The 22,448-nt window shown below is 52.0% G+C and carries 22 protein-coding genes; 3 read left to right on the top strand and 19 right to left on the bottom strand.

Translation table 11 applies throughout. The features are described 5' to 3' along the window. The first annotated feature begins 59 nt into the window (after positions 1-59). The 3 genes from EDM60_RS20225 (at position 60) to EDM60_RS20240 (ending at position 2,563) form a co-directional block, all read left to right on the top strand. On the top strand, positions 60-1,040 hold the full coding sequence (locus EDM60_RS20225; RefSeq protein WP_122965596.1) for an ABC transporter substrate-binding protein: 981 nt from the start codon (positions 60-62) through the stop codon (positions 1,038-1,040). A 130-nt stretch (positions 1,041-1,170) separates the two neighbouring features. Next, a complete protein-coding gene (locus EDM60_RS20230) occupies positions 1,171-1,509 on the top strand; it encodes a cupin domain-containing protein (protein WP_122965597.1) in 339 nt (112 codons plus the stop codon). Positions 1,510-2,254: 745 nt separating this feature from the next. Further along, positions 2,255-2,563 (top strand): DUF3139 domain-containing protein, encoded by a 309-nt coding sequence (locus tag EDM60_RS20240; protein ID WP_233454113.1) that lies wholly within the window; start codon positions 2,255-2,257, stop codon positions 2,561-2,563. A 106-nt stretch (positions 2,564-2,669) separates the two neighbouring features. Here EDM60_RS20240 and ggt read toward each other — a convergent pair whose 3' ends face one another. From ggt to EDM60_RS20335, 19 genes are all read right to left on the bottom strand, one after another. Further along, a complete protein-coding gene (ggt, locus tag EDM60_RS20245) occupies positions 2,670-4,280 on the bottom strand; it encodes a gamma-glutamyltransferase (RefSeq protein ID WP_122965600.1) in 1,611 nt (536 codons plus the stop codon). Between the two features lie 39 nt (positions 4,281-4,319). Continuing rightward, positions 4,320-4,850, bottom strand: a complete 531-nt coding sequence (locus EDM60_RS20250; RefSeq protein ID WP_122965601.1) for a chromate transporter — start codon at positions 4,848-4,850, stop codon at positions 4,320-4,322. Further along, complete coding sequence (locus EDM60_RS20255; RefSeq protein ID WP_122965602.1) at positions 4,847-5,428, bottom strand: chromate transporter; 582 nt, start codon at positions 5,426-5,428, stop codon at positions 4,847-4,849. Before EDM60_RS20255 ends, EDM60_RS20250 begins: the two co-directional genes overlap by 4 nt. A 22-nt stretch (positions 5,429-5,450) precedes the next feature. Beyond that, complete coding sequence (locus EDM60_RS20260) at positions 5,451-6,437, bottom strand: ABC transporter ATP-binding protein (RefSeq protein ID WP_122965603.1); 987 nt, start codon at positions 6,435-6,437, stop codon at positions 5,451-5,453. Further along, positions 6,434-7,408 (bottom strand): ABC transporter ATP-binding protein, encoded by a 975-nt coding sequence (locus EDM60_RS20265; protein ID WP_122965604.1) that lies wholly within the window; start codon positions 7,406-7,408, stop codon positions 6,434-6,436. The genes EDM60_RS20260 and EDM60_RS20265 overlap by 4 nt, the downstream gene beginning before the upstream one ends. A gap of 35 nt (positions 7,409-7,443) precedes the next feature. Further along, a complete protein-coding gene (locus tag EDM60_RS20270) occupies positions 7,444-8,274 on the bottom strand; it encodes an ABC transporter permease (protein WP_122965605.1) in 831 nt (276 codons plus the stop codon). After that, a complete protein-coding gene (locus EDM60_RS20275; protein ID WP_063229594.1) occupies positions 8,274-9,230 on the bottom strand; it encodes an ABC transporter permease in 957 nt (318 codons plus the stop codon). Before EDM60_RS20275 ends, EDM60_RS20270 begins: the two co-directional genes overlap by 1 nt. Positions 9,231-9,273: 43 nt before the next feature. Beyond that, positions 9,274-10,836 (bottom strand): ABC transporter substrate-binding protein, encoded by a 1,563-nt coding sequence (locus tag EDM60_RS20280; protein WP_122965606.1) that lies wholly within the window; start codon positions 10,834-10,836, stop codon positions 9,274-9,276. Positions 10,837-10,948: 112 nt separating this feature from the next. Continuing rightward, positions 10,949-11,425, bottom strand: coding sequence for an Lrp/AsnC family transcriptional regulator (locus EDM60_RS20285; protein ID WP_063229596.1), 477 nt, complete (start codon positions 11,423-11,425; stop codon positions 10,949-10,951). 255 nt (positions 11,426-11,680) lie between these two features. Beyond that, the gene (locus EDM60_RS20290; protein WP_063229597.1) at positions 11,681-12,151 is read right to left on the bottom strand and encodes a nucleoside deaminase; all 471 of its coding nucleotides are present in this window, start codon (positions 12,149-12,151) and stop codon (positions 11,681-11,683) included. A 144-nt stretch (positions 12,152-12,295) separates the two neighbouring features. After that, on the bottom strand, positions 12,296-14,185 hold the full coding sequence (locus EDM60_RS20295; protein ID WP_122965607.1) for an ABC transporter permease: 1,890 nt from the start codon (positions 14,183-14,185) through the stop codon (positions 12,296-12,298). Continuing rightward, the gene (locus tag EDM60_RS20300; protein ID WP_122965608.1) at positions 14,160-14,930 is read right to left on the bottom strand and encodes an ABC transporter ATP-binding protein; all 771 of its coding nucleotides are present in this window, start codon (positions 14,928-14,930) and stop codon (positions 14,160-14,162) included. The genes EDM60_RS20295 and EDM60_RS20300 overlap by 26 nt, the downstream gene beginning before the upstream one ends. A 69-nt stretch (positions 14,931-14,999) precedes the next feature. Beyond that, positions 15,000-16,016 (bottom strand): sensor histidine kinase, encoded by a 1,017-nt coding sequence (locus EDM60_RS20305; RefSeq protein ID WP_122965609.1) that lies wholly within the window; start codon positions 16,014-16,016, stop codon positions 15,000-15,002. After that, positions 16,013-16,711 (bottom strand): response regulator transcription factor, encoded by a 699-nt coding sequence (locus EDM60_RS20310; RefSeq protein ID WP_063229601.1) that lies wholly within the window; start codon positions 16,709-16,711, stop codon positions 16,013-16,015. Before EDM60_RS20310 ends, EDM60_RS20305 begins: the two co-directional genes overlap by 4 nt. Positions 16,712-16,861: 150 nt before the next feature. Next, complete coding sequence (locus EDM60_RS20315) at positions 16,862-17,377, bottom strand: sigma-70 family RNA polymerase sigma factor (protein ID WP_122965610.1); 516 nt, start codon at positions 17,375-17,377, stop codon at positions 16,862-16,864. Between the two features lie 396 nt (positions 17,378-17,773). Next, positions 17,774-19,069, bottom strand: a complete 1,296-nt coding sequence (gene purB / locus EDM60_RS20320) for an adenylosuccinate lyase (RefSeq protein ID WP_063229604.1) — start codon at positions 19,067-19,069, stop codon at positions 17,774-17,776. Positions 19,070-19,071: 2 nt separating this feature from the next. Then, positions 19,072-20,229 carry a 5-(carboxyamino)imidazole ribonucleotide synthase gene (gene purK, locus EDM60_RS20325; RefSeq protein ID WP_122965611.1) on the bottom strand — a complete coding sequence of 386 codons (1,158 nt, stop codon included), beginning with the start codon at positions 20,227-20,229 and terminating at the stop codon, positions 19,072-19,074. Continuing rightward, positions 20,226-20,714, bottom strand: a complete 489-nt coding sequence (gene purE, locus EDM60_RS20330; protein WP_122965612.1) for a 5-(carboxyamino)imidazole ribonucleotide mutase — start codon at positions 20,712-20,714, stop codon at positions 20,226-20,228. Before purE ends, purK begins: the two co-directional genes overlap by 4 nt. Positions 20,715-20,895: 181 nt before the next feature. Further along, complete coding sequence (locus tag EDM60_RS20335; RefSeq protein WP_122965613.1) at positions 20,896-22,443, bottom strand: M1 family metallopeptidase; 1,548 nt, start codon at positions 22,441-22,443, stop codon at positions 20,896-20,898. Positions 22,444-22,448 lie beyond the last annotated feature (5 nt).

Genomic DNA, 22,448 nt, shown 5'->3' on the forward strand with positions numbered 1-22,448 from the left:
AAATGGCTTTACTATACTAATGGCAAGCCAAAGAAAACATCATGTCGGAGGAATCGCCCATGCCAAAAATAAAAAGCCTGTTAATTTCCACTCTATTACTAGCAGGCATACTAGCAGGCTGCAATCAAGCACCTGCCGAAAATAAAAGCTCCGCTCCGGAAAGTACATCTACATCCACAGCCAAGACAGATACACCTGCTTGGCCAAGAACATTTAAAGATTCGTTAGGCAAAGAAATTGTGATCGAGAAAAAACCGGAGAAATTGGCCGCGCTATGGTACTTTTATCCGGAAATATTAGTGGCATTAGGCGAGCCACCTGCTGGTTCTACGGAAAAAGAGTTTCTCGCTTCTTTAGCTTATTTAAAAGGAAAGCTGGATTCAGCCGAAGAGCTGGGAGATAAAGTATCCCCTAGTATCGAGAAAATTCTTTCCATTGGGCCTGATATTATTTTGGCAACAGAACAACATGAAAAAATGTATGATTCCCTGGAAAAAGTGGCGCCAGTCATTACGTTGAACACCAAGGACATCTACAATGATTGGCAATACGGGATTCGTACAGTAGCCAAGATTATCGGCAAAGACGACGAGGCGGAAAAAGTCATCGACAAGATGATGAACGACATTACAACCGGGCGCGAAGCCTTAAAGCCGATGGCAGGCGAGTCAGTGGCTCTCATTTTGTCTTGGGATGGAAAAACGTTCAATGTACTAGGGGAAGGAAATCCAGTCTATAAACTCGCGTTCGATAAAGAAAAGGGACTGGGGCTTACACCAGATCATAAATTTACAGGTACGAACAATGAGTTTACTGCGTTTGAAGGAATTTCCACTGTTCAAGCAGACCATATTTTCCTGATCGGCGACATTACCAAAAAGGAAGCATTGATGAATGACTTGCAACAAAGCAAGGTATGGAACAATCTGAATGCCGTGAAGAAAGGCAACGTGCATCTAATGGATACTTCCGCTATTACTGGCGGCCCATTAGCTATCCAATACGCTTTGCAAAATATCACAGATGCCTTGCGTAAATAGCAAGGTCTAAAAAACGCGAAAAATCCGAGCGAAATCACTCTTGTGCAACATGCGAGTGACAATAGATGCTATCCCGCTCTTTGAACGGTAAGGGTAAGGTACAGTGCAGGCAAAAAAAGGAGGGATTCCTATGAATTACGAGGTTATTAATCTGAATGAGCAGCTATCTGCAATCAACGAGCTTTGGTCTCCGAAAGTCGTGGGGGAAATACATGACGTTCAATTCAAGCTCATTAAAATTGACGGAGATTTTGAATGGCATGAGCATGATGGTGTCGATAAAGTATTTATCGTGCTCGAAGGAGAGCTGTTCATTGCTTTTCGCGATGGTCAGGTGAAAATTTCCAAGGGCGAGATGTTTATTGTCCCGGGGGGAGCCGCGCAAAAGCCGTTCGCCGAAAAGGAAGCCCATGTCATGTTGGTCGAGCCTAGAGGCGCAGCAAACGCTGACCATTCCGAGTCCAAGTAAGCAGCAAGCAATGAGATTTGAAGCTAGTGATTGTTAAGGTACTTTCAGCATCTTTTCAAATTCGGCTATCGGTAAGTTGTCACAAACTAACGATAGCCGAATTTGCGATGCTGCCAAGTGCCTTTTTTGCCTCTTTCATTTTGCAGGAAAAGACTTTTTATAAAAGGGAATACTGCTCCTCTTACGTTTGGAGACTGTTCCTTTTCCCCCTTCTCCCCAAAAAATCTTTAATAAGCGTTACATACCACACTAGCATTTCCATAAACGCCAGGAGGACAAACAAAGCCCATATCTCCCCTTGACCAAGGCTATGCCACAAGTTATCTATTTCCGTCCCGGAAGCACGCAGCAAGGACTGTAAAAAGAATACAATCGGTCCAATTATGGAGGACAATATGGTCAGTATGGAAAGAAGCTTGCGCTGTTTCCGAATGAGATACACAATACTGCTGACTAGCGCTATCAAAATGAATACATAATAGAAACCCCAGACCCAAGAAGGCAACGTCTCCATGGGTTCCCTCCCTCCTATCAGAAAAGCCCCAGAATTTGTTTAATCAATCTTTCTACTTGTTCAACTGATCTGCAATCGGCAACATGGCAGGGACGGCAACCTTGGCTCCGCGAGACGTCGGCAATCTCCAATCCATCTCCTCCCTTCTGTATTGCTTCAAAAATTTGTAATTTCATGATAATATGAACGCTGTTTAGATGGCAAATTTCAGGAGGGATCGCTGTGAGAAAAATGCTTGTCATCTGCATGCTCATATTCTTGACAGTTGCTGTTTCTTACAACTTTGAATGGATCATAGGCGGCTATCCACAAACAAAATCAGATATACAAAGCAATGTACGAGAATATTTATTGAGTGAGAAAAACTACAACATTGCTGACATTGCCAGCATTGATGTCACGTACTCCAGAAAATTCGGAGATTACAGCGCCCAGGTCATTTTTTCGGATGAAAGAGAAACGAAATACTACTATCGAATAGATGAAAAAGTAAAGCAGAGTGGTTACAGCGGTAAAACTGATAAGCACAGAGAAAGCTAAAACCTTTGAAGCATGAAAAAAACTTGCGGAACCTATCCACCCCAGTAAAAAACAAAATGCCGAAGCTAAGCTCCGGCATTATTCATTCGCCAATTTTTGTACTCCCCTACCACGCGGCAATGCTGCTGTCTGCGCGCATGTCCGTCCCGCCGCTCAGCACGCCGTTTTCATCCCGCCAAATAATTTGACCGCGTCCAAAGTAGTTGCCGAGCTGCGCCCACTTGATCGTGTGCCCTTTGCGCTCCAATGCTTGCGCCAGGTGCTCCGGGAAATGCCGCTCCAGCTCCACCGTTTTGCCCTCCATCCACTGCCAGCGCGGGGCATCCAGCGCCGCTTGCGGATTCAGGTGGAAATCGATCGTGTTCATGACTACCTGCACATGACCTTGAGGCTGCATGAAGCCACCCATTACACCGAACGGACCGACTGCTTTTCCGTCTTTGGTCAAAAAGCCCGGAATAATCGTGTGGAACGTCCGCTTGCCCGGCTCCAGGCAATTGTCGTGGCCTGGATCGAGCGAAAAGTTGTGCCCGCGATTTTGCATGGCGATCCCGGTTCCTGGCACGACGACTCCCGAGCCGAAGCCCATGTAGTTGCTCTGGATGAACGACACCATGTTGCCTTCGCCATCGGCTGTTGCCAAATAAACCGTTCCGCTCGACTTCGGCTGCCCCGGCTCTGGCGTCAACGCCTCGTCGCCGATCAGCGCGCGGCGCTCCTCTGCGTACTCCTCGGACAGCAAGCCTTTGACTGCGACCTTCATTTTGCTTTCCTCTGTGATGTATTTCAACCCATCCGCAAACGCCAGCTTCATCGCTTCGATCTGCTTGTGATACGTCTCTGTCGTGTCTTTTGCGGCAAAATCATAGCCTTTCAAAATGTTCAGCGCCATCAGCCCGATCATTCCCTGACCGTTCGGCGGAATTTCCCACACGTCGTAACCGCGGTAGTTGACGCCTACTGGCTGTACCCATTCCGGCTCGAATGCCGCCAGGTCTTCTTTGCGCAAATAGCCGCCGCACTCGCGGGAAAAGGCGTCGATTTTGTCGGCAAGCGCGCCGCGATAGAAGCTCTCCCCGTTTGTCTCCGCGATCTCGCGCAAAGTAGCGGCATGCCCTGGCGATTTCCAGATGTCGCCCGCTTTTGGCGCCTTGCCCTCTGGCGCAAAAGTGGAGAACCAGTGCGCAAATTCTTCGCCTTTGCACAGCTGCGAAAACTTTTTGTACGCTGCGTTCCAGTAATGAGCGAGCGTTGGCGAAAGCGGGTAGCCATTCTCCGCGTAATCGATGGCAGGCTGCAACACTTCCGTCAACGGCAGCTTGCCGAAGCGCTTGGACAGGGCTGCCCAGGCTGCCGGAGCACCTGGCACAGTCACTGGCGTCCAGCCGTATGTCGGCATTTCTTCCAGACCTTTTGCCTTCAGCGCATCGATCGAAATCGCTTGCGGAGCTGGCCCGCTCGCATTCAGACCGTGCAGCTCATCCTTGATCCAGACCAGCGCGAACGCATCGCCGCCGATCCCGTTGGACGTCGGCTCCACGACAGTCAGGCATGCCGCCGTCGCAATCGCCGCATCTACCGCATTGCCGCCCTTTTTCAAAATATCAAGACCTGCCTGTGCCGCCAGCGGTTGCGAGGTTGCGACCATACCGTTTCTCGCAAAGGTGGTCACACGTTTTGAAGCGTACGGGTATTCCATTGCATCGTAGTTAACCATGGTTTATGCCTCCTTGATGTAGTTATCGTTGCTTGCTCGTTAGCCGATAAAGATGTACCCATACACCATCGCTGCTACCATGACAAAAGCAGGATGCACCTTCCACGTTTCCAGCAGCAGATAAGACGCAACGGTCAAAATGCCCGTCTGTATCCAGCCGATCCCTTCGACTGCCCCCAGCAAAAACTGATACGTCATCGTTCCCAGCAAAACAGTCACGACAGGGCGAACCGATTGCGTCATCGCTTTCACCTGCGGTGCGTTGCGGAACAAGTTAATGAATTGAAGCAGCAAAATCATCGCGATGGCAGTAGGCGCAACCGTAGCGAGCAGAGCGACAGTCGCTCCCGGCACACCTGCCACCTGATAGCCGATGTAGCCTGCCAGCTTGGTCGCGATTGGACTTGGCAGCGCATTGCCTACCGCCAGCACTTCCCCGAACTCCTTTATGGACATCCAGTGGTAATGATCGACGACCTCGTTTTGAATGAGCGGGATGCTCGGCGGCCCTCCGCCGTACCCCAATATGTTAGAGATAAAAAAAGCCCAAAACAGTTGCAGATAAATCATGCCGCTCCCTCCTTGCCGTCCTGCTTCTTGCGCTTGCGGACAGACCAGGTCGAGTATGCGAACGAGACAAGCAGCGCAATGCCCACGACAATGCCTGGATGCCAGTCAAGGAAAAGCAGCGCTACGAGCGACAGACCGAGCGAGATGCTCACGCCTGTTTTGCTCGCCGCTCCCTTCCAGCCTTTTGCGAGAAACTCCCACGTCAGCACGCCTGTCATGACAGCAATCACCGGGCCGATCGCCTGAATCATGCCGTAGACGCCAGGCGCGTCCTTCCATTGATAGATCACCTGCAAAAGTCCAATCATGACGAGCACGATCGGCATGACCACGGCGATATTTGCCACCAGTGCGCCCATCCAGCCTTTTACCCGATAGCCGATGAAAGCCGCCAGCTTGGTGGCAATCGGCCCGGGCAGCGCGTTGGCGAGCGCCAAATTGTCCGAGAAATCTTCATCCGATACCCATTTATACTTTTTCACGCATTCGGTATAAAACAGGGGAACCATCGTCGGTCCTCCGCCGAAACCAAATATCCCGATGCGGAAAAAGGCGAGAAACAAATGCCAGTAAACCATGTTCGTACCTCCATCCCTTGCCTTAGCGGAGCACCTCTCCCGATTGCACCAGATGACAGGATACCAGTTGGCCCCCGCCGATGTCTGACAGACTGGGCGTTTGCGAGCGGCAAATGTCTGTTGCATACGGGCAGCGCGGGTGAAACGTGCAGCCGCTTGGCGGATTCGCCGGGCTTGGCAAATCCCCCGTCAACAAAATCCGTTCGCGCTTTTGCCGCGGCTTCGCCACCGGAACAGCCGAGAGCAGCGCCCGTGTGTACGGGTGGCTCGGATTCTCGAACAGCGTCCGCTTGTCGGCGATTTCCACCACACGCCCCAAATACATCACCGCAATCCGGTCGCACAAATGTTTGACTACCGACAAGTCATGCGAGATGAACATCAAGGTCAAATTAAATTCCTTTTTTAAATCCTTCAGCAAGTTCAGCACCTGCGACTGAATCGATACGTCCAGGGCAGAAACAGGCTCATCCGCGATAATCAGCTTTGGCTTGACCACGAGCGCGCGGGCAATCCCGATCCGTTGCCGTTGTCCCCCGGAAAAGTCGTGCGGGTGACGGTTCAGATGCTCTTTTCGCAAGCCGACGATTTGAATGATGTCTTCAATGATCTTTTCCCGTTCCGGCTTCGTCCCGATGTTGTGCACCATGAGCGATTCCAGCAAAATCTGCTTGATCGTCATGCGCGGGTTCAGCGAAGCGTACGGGTCCTGGAAGATCATTTGCAAATCTTTGCGCATCAGGCGCATTTCTTCTTTGGGCAGCTTCGCTAAATCTTTCCCGTCAAACCAGACTTCCCCTGCCGTCGGCTCCAAAAGGCGCAAGATCGTTCGACCCGTCGTCGATTTTCCGCAGCCCGACTCGCCTACAATCCCGAGCGTCTCTCCGGGGTAGACAGTCAAGTCGATGCCATCCACTGCCTTGACGTGTCCGACCGTTCGTTTCAAAAAGCCGCCCCTGATCGGAAAATGCTGCTGAAGTCCTTTTACTTCCAATAGAGGTGTCGTCATTGTTGCTCTCCCTCCTCTGCATACAGCCAGCAACGGCATTTTGTCCCGTTCAGTTGCAACAGTTCCGGCGGCTTTTCGTTGCAGATCGGCATTGCCCTGGAGCAGCGCGGCGCAAAACGGCAGCCAGTCGGCATCTGATGCGGCAAAGGAACTGCCCCTGGGATGGTTTCCAAATATTCGCGTTCCTCGTCCAGCTCCGGTATGGAGTTCATCAGGCCAATCGTATACGGATGCTTCGGACTTTCAAACAAAGTATCCACATCTGTTTCCTCGACGACCTGCCCAGCGTACATGACGATGACACGGTCGCACATCTCGGCTACTACGCCCAGATCGTGCGTGATCAGCATGATCGAGGTTCCCGTTTTTTCTTTCAGGTCACGCATCAAGTCGAGAATTTGCGCCTGAATCGTCACATCTAGCGCCGTCGTCGGTTCGTCGGCAATGATCAGCTTCGGATCGCAGGACATCGCCATCGCGATCATGACCCGCTGCCGCATTCCGCCCGAGAGCTGATGCGGAAATTCTCCGTATATCTCTTCTGCGCGAGGCATGCCGACTGCCTTGAGCATGGCGATTGCCCGCTCTTTTGCCTGCGCTTTTGTCACTTGTCGATGCAGCATGACGGCTTCCTCAATTTGTCTGCCTACCGTATGCAGCGGATTGAGCGAAGTCATCGGCTCCTGAAAAATCATCGCAATCTCGTTGCCGCGCACAGCCTGCATTTCTTTTTCCGACAGCCCCAGCACGTCTTTTCCGTGAAAGCGAATCGTTCCGCTCGTATTTCCGTTGGGTGGCAAAAGCCGCATGATCGACAGGCTGGTTACGCTCTTGCCACAGCCTGATTCGCCTACGACACCGAGTGTTTCACCAGCACGGATGGAGAAGTCGACGCCGTCAACTACACTGACGACACCGCTGTCCGTGCGAAACCGGGTTCTCAGTTGTTCGACTTCCAAGATGGTCGTCATCTGCTCCACTCCTTTTCCCTGCGTAGGGCTTTTGATTATTTACGTGAGCGCGGGTCCAGCACCTGCTGCAATCCATCTCCCAGCAAGTTGAAGCCCAGCACGACTAAAAAGATCGCGATGCCCGGATAAAACGTCGCGTACGGTGCGACAGACATCAATGTTTGCGCCTGGTTCAGCATGCTGCCCCACGACGGCGTCGGCGGCTGCACACCCAATCCCAGATAGGAAAGCGAAGCCTCGGCGATAATGCCTGATGCCATGGCGAGCGTCGCCTGAATCACAATCGGGTTGAGCGCATTGGGCAGGATATGGCGGAAAATGATGCGCGCATCTTTTACCCCGACCGAACGCGCCGCTTGAATATATTCCATGTTGCGCAAAGACAGAACCTGACCTCGGGTAATCCGGATGAAGGCAGGCGCAAAGCCGATGCCGATCGCAAGCATGGCGTTGCCAAAACCGGAACCAAGCACCGCCGAGATCGCGAGCGCCAAAATCAAAAACGGAAAAGCCTGCATCGCATCGACGCTCCGCATGACTACCCACTCATCCCAAAAGCCTCGGTAATATCCTGACAGCAAACCGATCGGCACGCCGATCAGCATGGCAATTCCAACAGATATCAGCGCAGCCTGGATGGAAATTCGCGCACCGTAGACGACGCGGGAGAAAATATCCCGACCGAGGTCGTCTGTCCCAAACAAATGCTCACCGTCCGGCTGCATCATCACTTTGTTGTAATCTTGTGCATTCGGGTCAAAAGGAGCGATCTGTGGTGCGAAGATGGCTACCAGAATGAGCACAAGAATAATGACTGCTCCGATGACGCCAAGACCATTTCGGAGGAATTTGCGTACGGTTTTCATCACTCACCCGCTCCTTTCCCAGCTTTGATGCGCGGATCGATCACCGCGTACAACATATCGACAGCCAGGTTGACCATGACTACCAGCACCGCAGAGACGAGAATCGCTCCTTGTACCGTTACATAGTCCCGCTTGAACACGGATTCGACGATCAGACGGCCGAAGCCGGGAATGGAAAAGATCGACTCGGTAATGACCAATCCGCCCAAAAGACCCGCGATCATCAATCCGGAAGTCGTGACCACTGGCACCATGGCGTTGCGCAGCGCATGGCCCAAAATCGTCCGTGCTTCATTCAAGCCTTTTGCTTTTGCCGTCCGAATGAAGTCCATGCTGACCACATCGAGCAAGGAAGAGCGCAGCATCCGCATCAGGACCGCAGACTCCCTCAGCCCTGTCGCCAAACAGGGAAGAATCATCGCCAGCAAATTTTGCGTCGGATTTTCCAGAAACGGAACATAGCCGGAGGCAGGCAGCCACTGGTTGTTGACCGCAAAAAAGATAATCATCATCATTGCCAGCCAAAAGCTCGGGATGCTCATTCCGCCCAGCGCGGTAAAGGTGCTCGTGTAATCAACCCACGTACCGCGGCGCACAGCCGCCAGAATCCCGGCCGGAAACGCAATCAGGATGGCGACGAGAAACGTTCCGATCGTCAGCTCCACTGTTGCGGGTAGCCTTTGCATTATTAGTTCAGAGACCGGCACCCGGTCCGTAATCGAGATTCCCAAATCGCCCTGCAACACTTTTCCCAGCCAGGAAAAATATTGCACTACGATCGGCTGGTCCAAACCCAGCTCTGTTCGCAGTGCCTGATAGGCTTCCGGTGTCGCTTCCTGTCCTAAAATGACCCGGGCAGGATCGCCCGGGATCATGTGGATCAAAGAAAAAGTCATAATGGACACCAGCAGGAGAATCGGGATTGTCAGCAGCAGACGCCTGACCACGAACATCATGACAATTCCTCCTTGCTCTTGCCTTTATAGTGTTTCGCTTGCCTTATTGCTTGTCCAAAGTCGCGGTACGGATCAAGCCATCCGGTACATAGTTGAAGCCCGTTACTTTTTTGTTCATGCCAATCAATACGTATTGGTGGTACAAGTACACGTACCCCGCTTCATCCTGCAACAGTTTCGCTGCTTCATCGTACAAGGCTTTGCGCTTCGCTTCGTCCATTTCCCCGCGTGCCGCTACAACCAGCTCGTCCAGCTTCGGAATGGAAATGCGGCCGTTGTTGTTGGAAGTGCCGGTTACGACGAAGTCATGCAAGTTTTGGTCAGGGTCCTGACGACCGGACCAGCCCAGTTGCAAAGCGTCAAATTCGCCTTTGTCGCCTGTTTCAATCAGCTGTCCGTACTCCAGCTTCTCCAGTGTCATGTTGATGTTGTACTGCTTCAGCATGCTTTGCAGCACAGCTCCTAGCTGCTCGTTTTCCGGAGAAGTCGCGATATACAGTTTGAAGTCAAATCCGCCTGGCTTGCCGCCTTTTGCCAGCAAGTCCTTGATTTCATCCGCATTTGGCGCTGTTGGTGTGTTCAACTGTTCGTTGTAAGCGAGATTTCCTTTGGTAAACGCTGTACGCGCAGGCGCCGCATAGCCGTTGTATAGTACCTTCACGACCGCTTCCCGCTCAATGGCGCGGTCTACAGCCTGACGCAAAAACTTGTTGTCAAACGGCGGGCGGGAGTTGTTCAAGTAAATTCCTTGGAAGCCCATTCCCGACTCGGCGATCAGTTGCAGATTCGTATCGCCTTTCACGACAGGGATTTCTTTCACAGGCGTATCATCGATGATGTCCAGCGTGCCGGAGCGCAAGTTTTGCACCTTGGCTGTGCCGTTCGTGAACACTTTGTAGTTCACTTCGTCGACTTTTACCGCGCCGTTCCAGTAGTTCTCGTTTTTCTTCAGCGTCACGTGGTCGCCTTTTACCTGTTCAACAAAAGTGAACGGCCCGGTTCCGACTGGATGGTTGAGATATTGTTCGCCATGCTCCTTGACTGCTTTCGGCGAGACGATGATGCCGGAACGGTCAGTCAACACGGAGAGGAACGGAGCAAACGGCTCTTTCAATTGAATTTTCACCGTGCTTTTATCGACAACGGACACGGATTCAACGAATTTCAGCTCCCCTTTTCGGCGGGATTTTTCTCCGCTGATGTTGCGATCGAAGTTGAATTTGACGGCATCCGCATCAAAATCCGTACCGTCGTGGAACTTCACGCCTTGCTTGAGCTTGAGTGTATAAGTCTTGCCATCCGGCGTGACTTCGTACGATTCAGCCAGCATCGGCACAATCTTGCCTTGCGCATCGATATCGAACAGCTTGTCGTAAAGACTCGCGTATACTTGGCGATCATAAAGCGATGTGGAGATGCTCGGGTCCATCGATGGCGGATCTGCCTTCAGCCCGATATTGATTACTTTTTTGCCAGCAGCAGGTGCTGTTGCTGTTTTTCCGCTATCAGCCGTTCCTGCTCCGCTTCCTCCTCCACAGCCTGTTACCAATAAAACCGTCCCCAGCACGGCACCGAGCATCGCTTTGCTCATTTTGGTCGAAAACATAAGATGACCCCTTTTCTCTTTTTTTCTGTGATAAACATGACGACTTTTTCAAGACAATCCCAGCGGCTCATTCGTCCGATGGCATTCCCCCTTCCAAGGTTCCCGCTTTGTTTTAGCGGACGAAGTTGTACTTGGATTTCAAAATTTTCAGCTCATTGATGACGTTTGTCCGCAAAATTCCCGGGACTTTGTACAGCTTTTTCATCAAAAATTCCGACAATTCTTCGTAGCTTCTTACCAAGACCTGCGTGAATAACTGATAGTCACCGGAGGTCAATACGATCAGACGAATTTCCACCATCTCGTTCAGCGCGGCGACGACTTCGTCGAGCTTTTCCGCTTCGACCGCTACTTGAATGATCGCCTGAACATGCAGGCCTGCCTTGACTGGATTGACGATGCCAACCAGACTCAACGTTCCTTCGTCTTGCAGCTGCTGCACGCGCATGCGAATCGTTTTTTCGGTTACCCCGAGATCTTTGGCGATTTGGGTAAAAGGCAGGCGAGCATTTTCTTGCAGAGCGCGGATAATCCCATAATCTGTATCGTCAAGCTCCGGGTACAGGGAACGCCGGAATTTCTCCTCCATATAACCACTCCTTTATTCGTCTTACTTATCCATTTTTTAACCTTATAGCGGTTGTAAATTAAAAATTACAGTCGAATTACGTAAGGATTGTTGTTACTATAATACGAATTACGGCACGATGCAACCCTTTATTCAGAAAATTTCTTTTTGAAAGCATTTTCATTTTTTTATTTTCCTTTATCATATTTCGCGTATTCATAAACAAAAAAACAGCCACTCCCCGTAGGAAATGGCTGAACGACCAGCACCACCCGTTCAATATTCGATCCGCTTTTCCGATTGCTCCCAAGCCAGAAACGGACCTTGCCGATTCTCCAGCTCCATCTGGCGAAAAGGAATGCTTCTGCGCTCATGCGGCAACATGATTTGCTCATAAATGAACTGATCATCGAATCCGACACGCGCTGCGTCTTCTTTTGTGCAAGCGTAGTACACGGCCCGCGGACGCGCCCAGTAAATCGCCCCCAAGCACATCGGACACGGCTCGCAGCTCGTGTACAGCTCGCAGTCGTCCAACTGGAAAGTCCCCAGTTTCTGACACGCCTCGCGAATCGCCTGGACCTCCGCATGCGCGGTAGGATCGTTCGTCGCCGTCACTTCATTGCGGCCTCGCCCGACAATTTGCCCGTCCTTCACGACTATCGCGCCAAAAGGCCCGCCACGGCTGGCTGTTACATTATCCAACGCCAGATTGACGGCATGCTCCATCCATGTTTCCTGTTCCATGCCTTTCCCTCCTCGCTTTGCGCTCCTTCTATATCCTATGCCAGTTTGTGTACTTGCATTAGCCAAACTCGCTCATCGCTTTGCCGACTTATTCAGACGCGCAAAAAAGGCGCCCGCTCCCGGACCACCTTTTGCACACTAGCACTAGATTCGGTTCATCGACCGCTTCAAATGGAACAAGTACCGATTGCGGATGACCCAAAAGTAAATCGCCTGAACGATGACGAAGCTACACAACACGATGGCAGTCGGCTTGACGACGGAGGCGATGAGCATGATTTTGAGCAGGCTCTGCAACGAAACAAACGCCACGATGCTATGGATGATCGCAACCAGTATCGGTACGAAAAACAACAGCGCGATCTGCGTCGTGACAATTCTCGTCAACTCCGCATCCGTCAGCCCGATCTTGGCAATCGCTCCATAATGCCGCTTGTCATTTTCTAAGTCCGTGTACAGCCGGAAATACAAAAAGCTCGCTGCTGCTACGAAAAACAGAACCCCTACAAACAGCCCAATGAACAGCCCGGTGTTTGCCATCTGTTTCATCTGGTGATAGAGGGGAGCACGGGCGGCAAAGGAATGTATATCGTTCCGATGCTCGATTTCATCAGTCAGCTTGAGACTGATATCCTGCGTGTCCTTCCACCGCGGCACATCATAGGCAAAACGCTGTTCTTCCCGCAAATTGGTCAGTTGATCGTACACCTTGTTCGGCACGACGGCCAGACGCTCAAAATCGATGCCGCTGATCAGCGGGTTCATTTTCGTATCCGTTTTGACGATCAGCTCCTGGTTGCCCACGCGCAACGTCTTTTGCTTCACAGCGTCATCAAACCACAAGAGCAGCAAAAACACTTCGTTGTCGGCCATTTTCAGCTCGCGCGAATTGGCGGCCACGGCGATGCGGTTGTAATCGGACAGTTTTACGACCCCGATTCTCTCCATATTCGGAGCCTCGGGCAGCACGCGCATGGACACCTGATATTTTTCAAAAGAAAAGCCGCCTTGCTGCAAGCTGTTTTCAATCAACTGCAAATGCGCGTCCTTGTCAGGATTGCCTGCTTTGCTCTGGTATTCAAACGCAAACGGATTCGTCTTCACGACTGTCTCCTGGATCGAACCTGCCAAGGCAGCCAACGTCCCAATCGCACAAAAGGCGACCGTCGAAACGATACAGACCAGGAAAAACATTCTCGCGTTGTCTTTCATCCGGTACGCCAGGTCAGATAGCGTCAGGAGATTCGTGCGCCGCCAGTAAATCGCTCGACGCTTCTTCAAATATTCAATCAGGATCACGCTCAGCTGTGTAAACAGCAAGTACGTTCCTACCACTGTCAAAGCGGTCACCGGCAACACAAGCGCCACCACGTAGATGCCGTCTGCTGTCAGGGCAAGCCAATAGCTCATTCCGAGCAAGGCAACCGCTACGAGCGACAGCACGATCGACGCGCTAGGCTCCCGCTTGGGACGGCGGCTCCCCTGCAACAGTTCAAGCAGGCTGCGGCTTCTGAGCAACAGCACAGTAAACAGTGAGATCGCCGCGAACAAAATAAGAAACGCCACCACTGTCAGCCCTATCGCTTTCCAGGGCAGATAAAAACCCAATGCCTTCACATCGAGCAGAAAGCCCGCAAACTGGAAAAACAGCTTGGCCAGCACCATCCCAAGACCGATCCCAAACGCGATGGAGACGACCCCGATCAGCATGTTTTCCATGCAGATGAGCACATTGCGCTGCATCGGAGTCATGCCGTGCATGAACAAAATCCCAAATTCCTTTTCCCGCTTTTTCAAAAACGCTCCCACGCAGTAGAAGAGGAAAAAGAACGAAAACAGAAAGATGACGTATTCCGCTACGATCATCCCGGTCGCTACTGATTCATGAATCTCCTCGCCGACAATTCCCGGATGGAAAATGAACATGGCGTAGACGAAAAAGATCATGACAGAGAACACGCTGCTCATGAAAAAGGCAGCATAAGTACGTTTATTGCGCAAAACATTATTACACGCGAATTGTCGAAAGGTCATAGGTGTTCCCTCCCAAAAACGATAGCGCGTCAATAATCTTTTGGAAAAACGCCTGACGGTTCTCTCCCCGGTACATTTCGTTATGCAACTGCCCGTCTTTGATAAAAATGACCCGATGACAGTAGCTGGCTGCCAGGGCATCGTGCGTCACCATCATCATCGTCGTATTGTCCGCTTTATTGATCGCTTCCAAAGTCTCCATGACATTTCGCGAAGACTTGGAATCGAGGTTTCCCGTAGGCTCGTCGGCCAAAAGCAGCGAAGGGGAATGGATGATAGCGCGAGCGATGGCGGTCTTTTGACGCTGCCCGCCGGATACCTCGTATGTACGCTTATCCAAAATGTCCAAAATTCCCAGCTTCGTAGCCACATTTTGCAGCTTTTCTTCCATCGTCTGAACTTTGACGTTTTCCAGCGTAAGCGGCAAAACGATATTTTCACCAATCGTCAGGGTATCGAGCAAATTGAAATCCTGGAACACAAAGCCCAACTCGCGGCGACGGAAGAGCGCCAGCTTGTCTTTTTTCAACAAGTGCGGATTCGTTCCATTCAAGAGAACAGCCCCCGATGTAGGAGAGTCAATCGTGGAGATCATATTTAAAAGCGTCGTTTTCCCGCTGCCGGATGGACCCATGATACCGACAAATTCTCCTTTGCGAATCGAAAAATCGATATCGGTCAACGCGCGGTATGTCACTTTGCCTCCGTATATTTTACTCAGACTGTTCACCGCAAGCATTTCCATGCGTCTTTCCCCTTTCCTCTGACATCCCACTTTTCACTATACGAGGGCGCACGTTTTTCAACTATCGATTTAACTTTCATCATCCTTACGTTCTTGTAAGGTTGGCACCACCGCAGACAGGACAAGGCGGACTGTCGTGCCCTCGCCCACTTCGGAGTCCATTTCCACGCCATGGTGCAGCCGTCCGCAAATTTCCTTGACTAAGTACAGGCCCATCCCGGTCGATTCAGGATACTTGCGGCCATTTTCCCCGGTAAAATACGGCTTGAACACCCGTCTGATATCCTCGGCTGGTATGCCGATCCCGTAGTCTTGCACTTCCAGGACGACATGCTGCCCGCGTTCGTACGCTCGGATCGTCACCTTGTTGCTTTTCCCTGCCGAATAGCGAACCGCGTTGGTCAAAAGCTGGTTCAACACAAACGAAAGCCATTTGTCGTCGGATTCCACTCGCCAGTTCTCTTCTATTTTCAGCTCCGGATACACTTGATTGCGGATAAACAACCGCTTGTTTTCCGCCAGCACGTTTTGCGTCAATGTGCGAATCGCCACAGGCTCGATCAAAAAGTCCTGTTCAAAGCGGTCCAGCCGCGCTATGTACAGCACTGTTTCCAAGCCGCGCTTGATCCGGTCGATTTCTTCACGCACGCTCTCCGATTTCGGATCATCTTCATTTTGCAGCAGCAAATGGATGACGGAGATCGGCGTTTTCATCTGGTGCACCCATTGCTGGATAAACGTCGTGTAATCGCGCTGCTTGTTCTCGTACGCGTGCAGTTGCTCCTTGTACAGCCGATACTGCTCCAGGCTTTTCTCGTCCAAGGCGCGGCAAAGCGCTGCGTTTCCGTACGTCTGCGTCAGCTCCTCCAACGTTTCTACCGGCTTGCTCAAGCGCTGGTAAATCAACCGATGGGTCAAATAACGCACGACCAGAAAAGCTCCGGCAAAAAACACGGACAAAAACATCACGTAAATAACCAAGGATTCGTTCCAGTAGCCGTCCATGGCGAAAATCAAAATCAGCAAAAACAGCTGAACGAGAAAAAAGGCGGCAAAGGCCCATTGATCCCTGAGGAACAGCTTCATTGCCCATCCTCCCAGGTCGCTCGCAGACGATAGCCCGAACCGCGCACAGTCTCGACGGCTCCTTCCAGCCCGATGTCTTTCAGCTTTCCGCGCACACGCGTGATGTACACGTTCAACGTGTTTTCATCGACGAATTGCTCGTCCCACAGCTTTTCCAACAGGCGCTCCCTGCTCACGACGCGCGGGTATTGATTCATCAACGCTTCCAGCAGCAGCGCCTCTTTTTTGCTCAGCTCGATCTTCGTATCGTTCATCGAAAGCTCCATCCGCTCCAAAAACAGCTTCAGTCCCGCAACCTCTACCGTGCGTTCCCCTTCCTGCGGCGCGTATTGCCCGTATGCGCGGCGCAGCTGGCTGCGAATTTTCGCCAGCACCACATCGTAGTCGAACGGCTTGGTAATGTAGTCGTCTGCGCCATTTTCCAGCGCCATGACCTGATCCATCTTGCTCTCCCGCGCGGAAATAAACAAAATCGGGCAGTTGGACTCCTGCCGCATCTGTCTGCACCAGTAAAAGCCGTCAAACTTGGGCAAGTTCACATCCAGCAGTACCAGATCGGGCCGCCTGTCTATGAACACATCCATGACGCGGTCAAAATGCTCGACGTTGACCGTTTGAAATCCGTATTTTTCCAGCTGTTCTTGCAAAAGCTGGTTGATCTTCGGGTCGTCTTCCACAATCATGATTGTCGACATCAGCTTATACTCCTCTCATCGCGAATCTCCTAATTCTTCCTCTCTCTACTATACCACTAGAAAACTCGGCAACGCCAACTGCGCCAAGCTGTCCGAATCACGCCACGCCCGTTTTCGCCCAACAAAAAAAGGCGGTATTGTCATCCGCCTTCAAGCTTTTGCATCCATCATTTGCTGAAGTTTTTTGATCCCGCGAAAATGCAGGATTTTGACTGAAGCCTCTGTCTTGCCCAAAATCTCGGCAATCTCGTTCATGCGCAAATCAGCGAGATAGCGCAAAGAAATCACGTTGCGTTGATCTGTCGTCAAGGTGTGTACCTTTTGCCACAGCCCCTCCGTCGTTTCTTGCGTCAGCAGGCACTCCTCCGGCAGCTTGTCAGTCGCGGCCATTGTGCTGAAAGTGTCCTGATCAACCGGGCATTCCCGTTTTTTGCGCATGTGGTCAATCAGGGCATTATGCGCGATGCGGAAAATCCATGCCCCAAAAGGATGGCGGCCATCGTATTGATCCAGCTTCGAGTATACTTTGATGAACACAGTCGTTGTCAGGTCTTCCACGTCCCAGATGTTCTTTACGCGGTAGCGGAAATAGCGGTATATTTTGGCGGAATAATCTTCGTAAATTTGTCTTTGGTTTGGTTTCGCATAAATGAGTGCAGTAGTCATAATCGATCTCCCATTTCGTGATCCGTATGAGTTGATCTCATTGTAAAACGGATCAGAGGCAGGAACCATCGAGTTATATTTCAAGAAGCTTACACTTTTGTAAGGTACTTATAGCTTGCTTGTAAGCTCTCGCACTTATAGGTACGAGAGCCCCACTCGTTTGGTTACAGCCTGAGCCAACTTGCAAAATAATTTTCGGTAACAGGGAAGTAAGCTTTGGCGAAACGGACGAACTCCATTCTGTCCCACACTCGCTTTTTTCCGCTCAGCGTTTTACATCAAAATATATTGAAAAATCCTCCTCATACATGATTTCCACGTAAAAAGGGATGTTCTTCCGCAAAAAAAAACGCCCCCGAATCACTCGGGAGCGTTCCTTACAAGCATATTCAAACCTTACAGCAAGCCAAGACGCTGGAAAATCGTATCCACATGCTTCAAATGGTAGCGATAGTCGAAGCATTCATCCAGCTCTTCTTTGGTCAGCGTGGAGCTGACCGTTGCGTCTTCTTCCACGATGGCGCGGAAAGAGCGCTGTTCTTCCCAGGCTTGCATCGCGCGCGGCTGCACCGTATCGTACGCTTGCTCGCGGCTCATGCCTTTTTCGATCAGCTTGAGCATGACTTGCTGGGAGTAGATCAATCCGAATGTGCGATCCATGTTGCGCTTCATGTTCTCCGGGAATACCGTCAAGTTTTTCACGATGTTCATGAAACGGCGCAGCATGTAGTTCAGCGCTTGGGTCGCGTCTGGCAAAATCACGCGCTCTGCGGAAGAGTGGGAAATATCCCGCTCATGCCAGAGCGACACGTTTTCGTAAGAAGTGAGCATGTGACCGCGGATGACGCGCGCAAGACCGCAAATGTTTTCGCTGCCGATCGGGTTGCGCTTGTGCGGCATGGCGGAAGAGCCTTTTTGACCTTTGGCAAACGCTTCTTCCACTTCGCGCATTTCGCTCTTTTGCAGACCGCGGATCTCTGTTGCGAACTTCTCCAGCGAAGTTGCGATCAGAGCCAATGTCGCCATGTACTCGGCGTGACGGTCGCGCTGCAATGTTTGGGTAGAAATCGGAGCCGGAGACAGACCAAGCTTTTCGCATACGTATGCTTCCACGAACGGGTCGATGTTCGCATACGTGCCTACTGCACCGGAAATTTTGCCGTACGCCACTTCTTTTCTCGCCGCCTGGAAACGCGCCAGGTTGCGCTTCATTTCTTCATGCCACAGCGCCAGCTTCAAGCCGAAAGTGGTAGGCTCGGCGTGCACGCCATGCGTTCTGCCCATGCAAACCGTGTCTTTGTGCTCGCGAGCTTTGTCAGCCAAAATCGCAATGAAGTCTTCGATATCTTTTTCCAAAATTTCGTTCGCCTGACGCAGCAAGTAGGACAGCGCCGTGTCCACCACGTCCGTAGAGGTCAAGCCGTAGTGTACCCATTTCTTCTCTTCGCCCAATGTTTCCGAAACCGCACGGGTAAACGCCACTACGTCATGGCGTGTCTCTTCCTCGATCTCATAGATGCGGTTAATGTCAAAGCTGGCCTTGTCCCACAGCTTTTTCACGTCCTCTTCCGGGATGATTCCCAGCTTGGACCAAGCTTCACATGCGAGAATTTCTACTTCCAGCCAAGCCTTGAACTTGTTTTCTTCCGTCCAAATGGCACGCATTTCCGGGCGAGAATAACGTTCGATCATGATTATACCTCCGATGGATTCGTCCAGATTTTCAACTCATCAATGTGGGTGAGCGCTTCTTCCACAGTGGGGGCGAGCACGTTGATATGCCCCATTTTCCGCTTCGCCTTGCTCTCGGCTTTTCCGTACAGATGCAGCTTGGCCGTGCGCGGCAGCTTGTCGATTTGATCGATGACAGGCTGAAGATGCTCTCCCAAAATATTAACCATCACGACGGGAGAGAGCAACTCTGTCGAGCCTAACGGCAAGTTGCAAACAGCCCGGACGTGTTGTTCAAATTGCGAAGTCACACAAGCATCCATCGTGTAATGGCCGGAATTGTGCGGACGTGGCGCCAGTTCATTGACGTACAGTTGCCCGTCTGTGGTCAAAAACATTTCCACAGCGATCAGCCCGACTACATCAAGCTTCTCGACAATCGTGCGGGCGATTTCTTCTGCGCGTGCTTTTACTTCCGGTGCGACACGCGCCGGCACGATGCTCAGGTGCAAGATGTTTTCCTGGTGAATATTTTCCGACGTCGGGAATACAGCCAACTCTCCGTCTGGATTTCGCGCTGCAATGACCGACAACTCCATCTGAAAAGGCACGAACTGTTCCACGATCAGCTCTGTTCCTGCCTTGGAGAGTGTCTCGTACGCCTCCGCAAGCTCGTCCTCGCTGCGCAAGACCCACTGGCCTTTGCCGTCATAGCCCCCGGTCGCTGTCTTCATGACCGCAGGCAACCCCAGTTCGGCTACGGCTCCCTGCAAATCTTGCAAACTGCCGACTACGCGAAAAGGTGCGACCGGAATGCCGATTTCGCGAATCGCCGTCTTTTCGGAAATCCGGTTTTGTGTGATGCGCAAAAGGCGGCTGCCCTGCGGCACGTACGCATGGCTTTCCAACACCTCTGCTACCTGTGCATCCACATTTTCAAATTCGTAGGAAATCACGTCGCTGACAGAAGCAAGCTGCATCGCCGCTTCCACGTCATCGTAGCTGGCGACAATTTGCCGATCCGCCGTTTGTCCGCACGGAGCGTCGACGGTCGGGTCCATCGTCACAAAGCGATAACCCATAGCTCGTCCAGCGAGAGCGATCATTCGGCCGAGCTGTCCGCCGCCGAGTATTCCGAGAGTCGATCCTGGTTTGATTTGCTTGCTCTGTTTGGTCGTCATTCCAGTTCGCCAGCCTCCAACACTTTATTGCGCACTTCATCACGTCTTGCCACAAAGCGCTCTTGCACCTCAGGGTATTTGATCCCCAAAATCTGCGCAGCGAGCAGCCCTGCATTGATCGCGCCCGCTTTGCCGATTGCGACTGTGGCGACTGGCACGCCGCCTGGCATTTGCACGATGGACAAAAGCGAATCCAGTCCGTTCAGATTGGAAGACTTCACAGGTACACCGATTACTGGCAGTTCAGTCTTGGCAGCCACCATGCCCGGCAAATGGGCTGCGCCACCCGCTCCCGCGATGATGACTTCCAGCCCGCGGCTTTTTGCACTCTCGGCATACGAAAACATCAAGTCAGGCGTTCTGTGTGCAGAGATGACCTTCTTTTCGTACGGAACCTGCAATTCATCGAGAATTGCGCATGCTTCCTTCATCGTTTCCCAGTCTGACGTACTGCCCATAATGACGCCTACCAACGGCTGTAGCATGAACCATTCGCCCCCTACGTTTTGTATCATCAGAAGAAAACCCAACCGACTAACGGCTTTTTGCGCCGTACTCATCGCCTGGGCTATTCGTACTCGTTTGCTATCAACATACACAGTGTAGCAGGGAGAAAGTTTGCCTGTCAACCACGCTTCCGAACATTTTAAATTAGGTTTGATTCCATCATTCGTGTTTAACCTTTTCCAACCAGCCGTTCGCTGCTTCCGCAAGCTCCAGCTTGAGATGAAGCCAGTAATCAAAAAACGGTGTGGCATCCGCTCCGCTTGCCGCCGATACCAGTTCCTTGATCGCTGCTCCATTCGCAAGCCCGTACTGGTGCTCACTCACGTACTGGCGCAATAACTGATTCAGCCGTTCGGCTCCCCAAGCATCCCGCAAAGTCCACCACATGACGCCTGAGCGTCCGTAGACCAGCTCATTGTAGCTTTTCCAGTCCGGGAAGGCCGCCACACTCGTCTCGGCGTCAATTCCTTGCTTCGCATACGCTTCCGCCGCTCGCGACTGGCCTTGCCTCATCCGCATGTACGCCTGCGCGCGCTTGGCATCCTTTTCCTGCAAAAACGCCATCGTGGCGTAGTCGGTCAAGCTTTCATCGAGCCACGCCTCCCGCACTTCATCGTTGCCGACGATGCCGTAAAACCATTGATGGGCGGTTTCGTGCGCAACCACAGCCGCTCCCATGCTATTCGCTGTGTTGAAAAATTCCTCTTCAATAAAGACGAGACTCGGATACTCCATTCCCCCGAAAAAGCCGCCCGTCTTGACGACATCGTATTCCTTGTAGGGGTACGTGCCAAACTGTTTTCCATAGTAGTCGAGCGATTCCATCGCCGTCTGGTGCAAGCTGTTCACGACTGCCGCATCATCGCCTTGCTGCGACCAGGTCCGAACGACAGTTTCCCCCACCTTGCCGGACATCGCCTGATACGTGTCATCCATCACGACCATGGCAAAATCACGAACGTTCCAGGCATCCAGCTCGTATATACTTTGGCGCTGCGGCCTTGTTTGCGTAACGACAGCGACACTTTCCAGCCCCGTCGTAGCAAGCTGATACCCTTCCGGCAAATGAACGCGCAGATGATAGTTCGCCACCTCGCTGTAAAACGGGTCGCCGATCGCTGTGTACGGATCGAGTCGCCAGCCGCCGCTGTCCTTGACGGCGAGAATCGGCAGCCAATTGCCGAGCCACATGGCATGATCGTGGTAAGACAGCCGCCCGTTGTTATACGGCACTTGCAGGCGGAAGCTCATCTCCACAACCGTTTCGGCTTTTGCCTTGTTCGGCGGAAGCTGTGGGAGCGGCACGCGCAAAAGCGTGTTCGTTTTTCCTTCATAGCGAACATCAGCTTGGCGTCCGTTTACTTTGACAGCCGAGATCGCAATGCCGCCCGGCTCTCTTTGTTTGCCCAGCACTTGCTCCCAGTTTTCTGAGCGAAGATCCGCCTCTGTAGCGAAAGCATTCGGATACAGATGGAAAAAGGCTTTGTCATCCTGTGGTACAAAGCGGGTCGTCAACGTTCCTTTTACGACTCGCTCGTTCATATCCAGCCACACCTCTGCGCTGTACGTGACAGCTGCCGGCTTCTGCTCCGGGTTGGCGATCACCGCCACATCTGCCCCGGCTTGTCCCGCCCACGGGCTGCTCCACAAGCACACTGCCAGAGCAATCCCTACTACCATGCCGACCACCCAATGCTTGCGCCACATGGCAC

Origin of the sequence: Brevibacillus parabrevis, assembly GCF_003710905.1 — a bacterium.
GTDB classification, from domain to species: Bacteria; Bacillota; Bacilli; order Brevibacillales; family Brevibacillaceae; genus Brevibacillus; species Brevibacillus parabrevis.

What these genes read in the sequence shown, in the direction of transcription:
- EDM60_RS20315 (WP_122965610.1), bottom strand. Translation starts at nt 17,377, where the DNA reads ATGACTACTGCACTCATTTATGCGAAACCAAACCAAAGACAAATTTAC.
- EDM60_RS20335 (WP_122965613.1), bottom strand. Translation starts at nt 22,443, where the DNA reads ATGTGGCGCAAGCATTGGGTGGTCGGCATGGTAGTAGGGATTGCTCTG.
- EDM60_RS20250 (WP_122965601.1), bottom strand. Translation starts at nt 4,850, where the DNA reads ATGATTTATCTGCAACTGTTTTGGGCTTTTTTTATCTCTAACATATTG.
- EDM60_RS20230 (WP_122965597.1), top strand. Translation starts at nt 1,171, where the DNA reads ATGAATTACGAGGTTATTAATCTGAATGAGCAGCTATCTGCAATCAAC.
- EDM60_RS20270 (WP_122965605.1), bottom strand. Translation starts at nt 8,274, where the DNA reads ATGAAAACCGTACGCAAATTCCTCCGAAATGGTCTTGGCGTCATCGGA.
- EDM60_RS20295 (WP_122965607.1), bottom strand. Translation starts at nt 14,185, where the DNA reads ATGACCTTTCGACAATTCGCGTGTAATAATGTTTTGCGCAATAAACGT.
- EDM60_RS20275 (WP_063229594.1), bottom strand. Translation starts at nt 9,230, where the DNA reads ATGATGTTCGTGGTCAGGCGTCTGCTGCTGACAATCCCGATTCTCCTG.
- ggt (WP_122965600.1), bottom strand. Translation starts at nt 4,280, where the DNA reads ATGGTTAACTACGATGCAATGGAATACCCGTACGCTTCAAAACGTGTG.
- EDM60_RS20240 (WP_233454113.1), top strand. Translation starts at nt 2,255, where the DNA reads ATGCTTGTCATCTGCATGCTCATATTCTTGACAGTTGCTGTTTCTTAC.
- purB (WP_063229604.1), bottom strand. Translation starts at nt 19,069, where the DNA reads ATGATCGAACGTTATTCTCGCCCGGAAATGCGTGCCATTTGGACGGAA.
- EDM60_RS20310 (WP_063229601.1), bottom strand. Translation starts at nt 16,711, where the DNA reads ATGTCGACAATCATGATTGTGGAAGACGACCCGAAGATCAACCAGCTT.
- EDM60_RS20265 (WP_122965604.1), bottom strand. Translation starts at nt 7,408, where the DNA reads ATGACGACCATCTTGGAAGTCGAACAACTGAGAACCCGGTTTCGCACG.
- EDM60_RS20305 (WP_122965609.1), bottom strand. Translation starts at nt 16,016, where the DNA reads ATGAAGCTGTTCCTCAGGGATCAATGGGCCTTTGCCGCCTTTTTTCTC.
- EDM60_RS20225 (WP_122965596.1), top strand. Translation starts at nt 60, where the DNA reads ATGCCAAAAATAAAAAGCCTGTTAATTTCCACTCTATTACTAGCAGGC.
- EDM60_RS20300 (WP_122965608.1), bottom strand. Translation starts at nt 14,930, where the DNA reads ATGGAAATGCTTGCGGTGAACAGTCTGAGTAAAATATACGGAGGCAAA.
- EDM60_RS20290 (WP_063229597.1), bottom strand. Translation starts at nt 12,151, where the DNA reads ATGGAACAGGAAACATGGATGGAGCATGCCGTCAATCTGGCGTTGGAT.
- EDM60_RS20280 (WP_122965606.1), bottom strand. Translation starts at nt 10,836, where the DNA reads ATGTTTTCGACCAAAATGAGCAAAGCGATGCTCGGTGCCGTGCTGGGG.
- purK (WP_122965611.1), bottom strand. Translation starts at nt 20,229, where the DNA reads ATGACGACCAAACAGAGCAAGCAAATCAAACCAGGATCGACTCTCGGA.
- EDM60_RS20260 (WP_122965603.1), bottom strand. Translation starts at nt 6,437, where the DNA reads ATGACGACACCTCTATTGGAAGTAAAAGGACTTCAGCAGCATTTTCCG.
- EDM60_RS20255 (WP_122965602.1), bottom strand. Translation starts at nt 5,428, where the DNA reads ATGGTTTACTGGCATTTGTTTCTCGCCTTTTTCCGCATCGGGATATTT.
- purE (WP_122965612.1), bottom strand. Translation starts at nt 20,714, where the DNA reads ATGCTACAGCCGTTGGTAGGCGTCATTATGGGCAGTACGTCAGACTGG.
- EDM60_RS20285 (WP_063229596.1), bottom strand. Translation starts at nt 11,425, where the DNA reads ATGGAGGAGAAATTCCGGCGTTCCCTGTACCCGGAGCTTGACGATACA.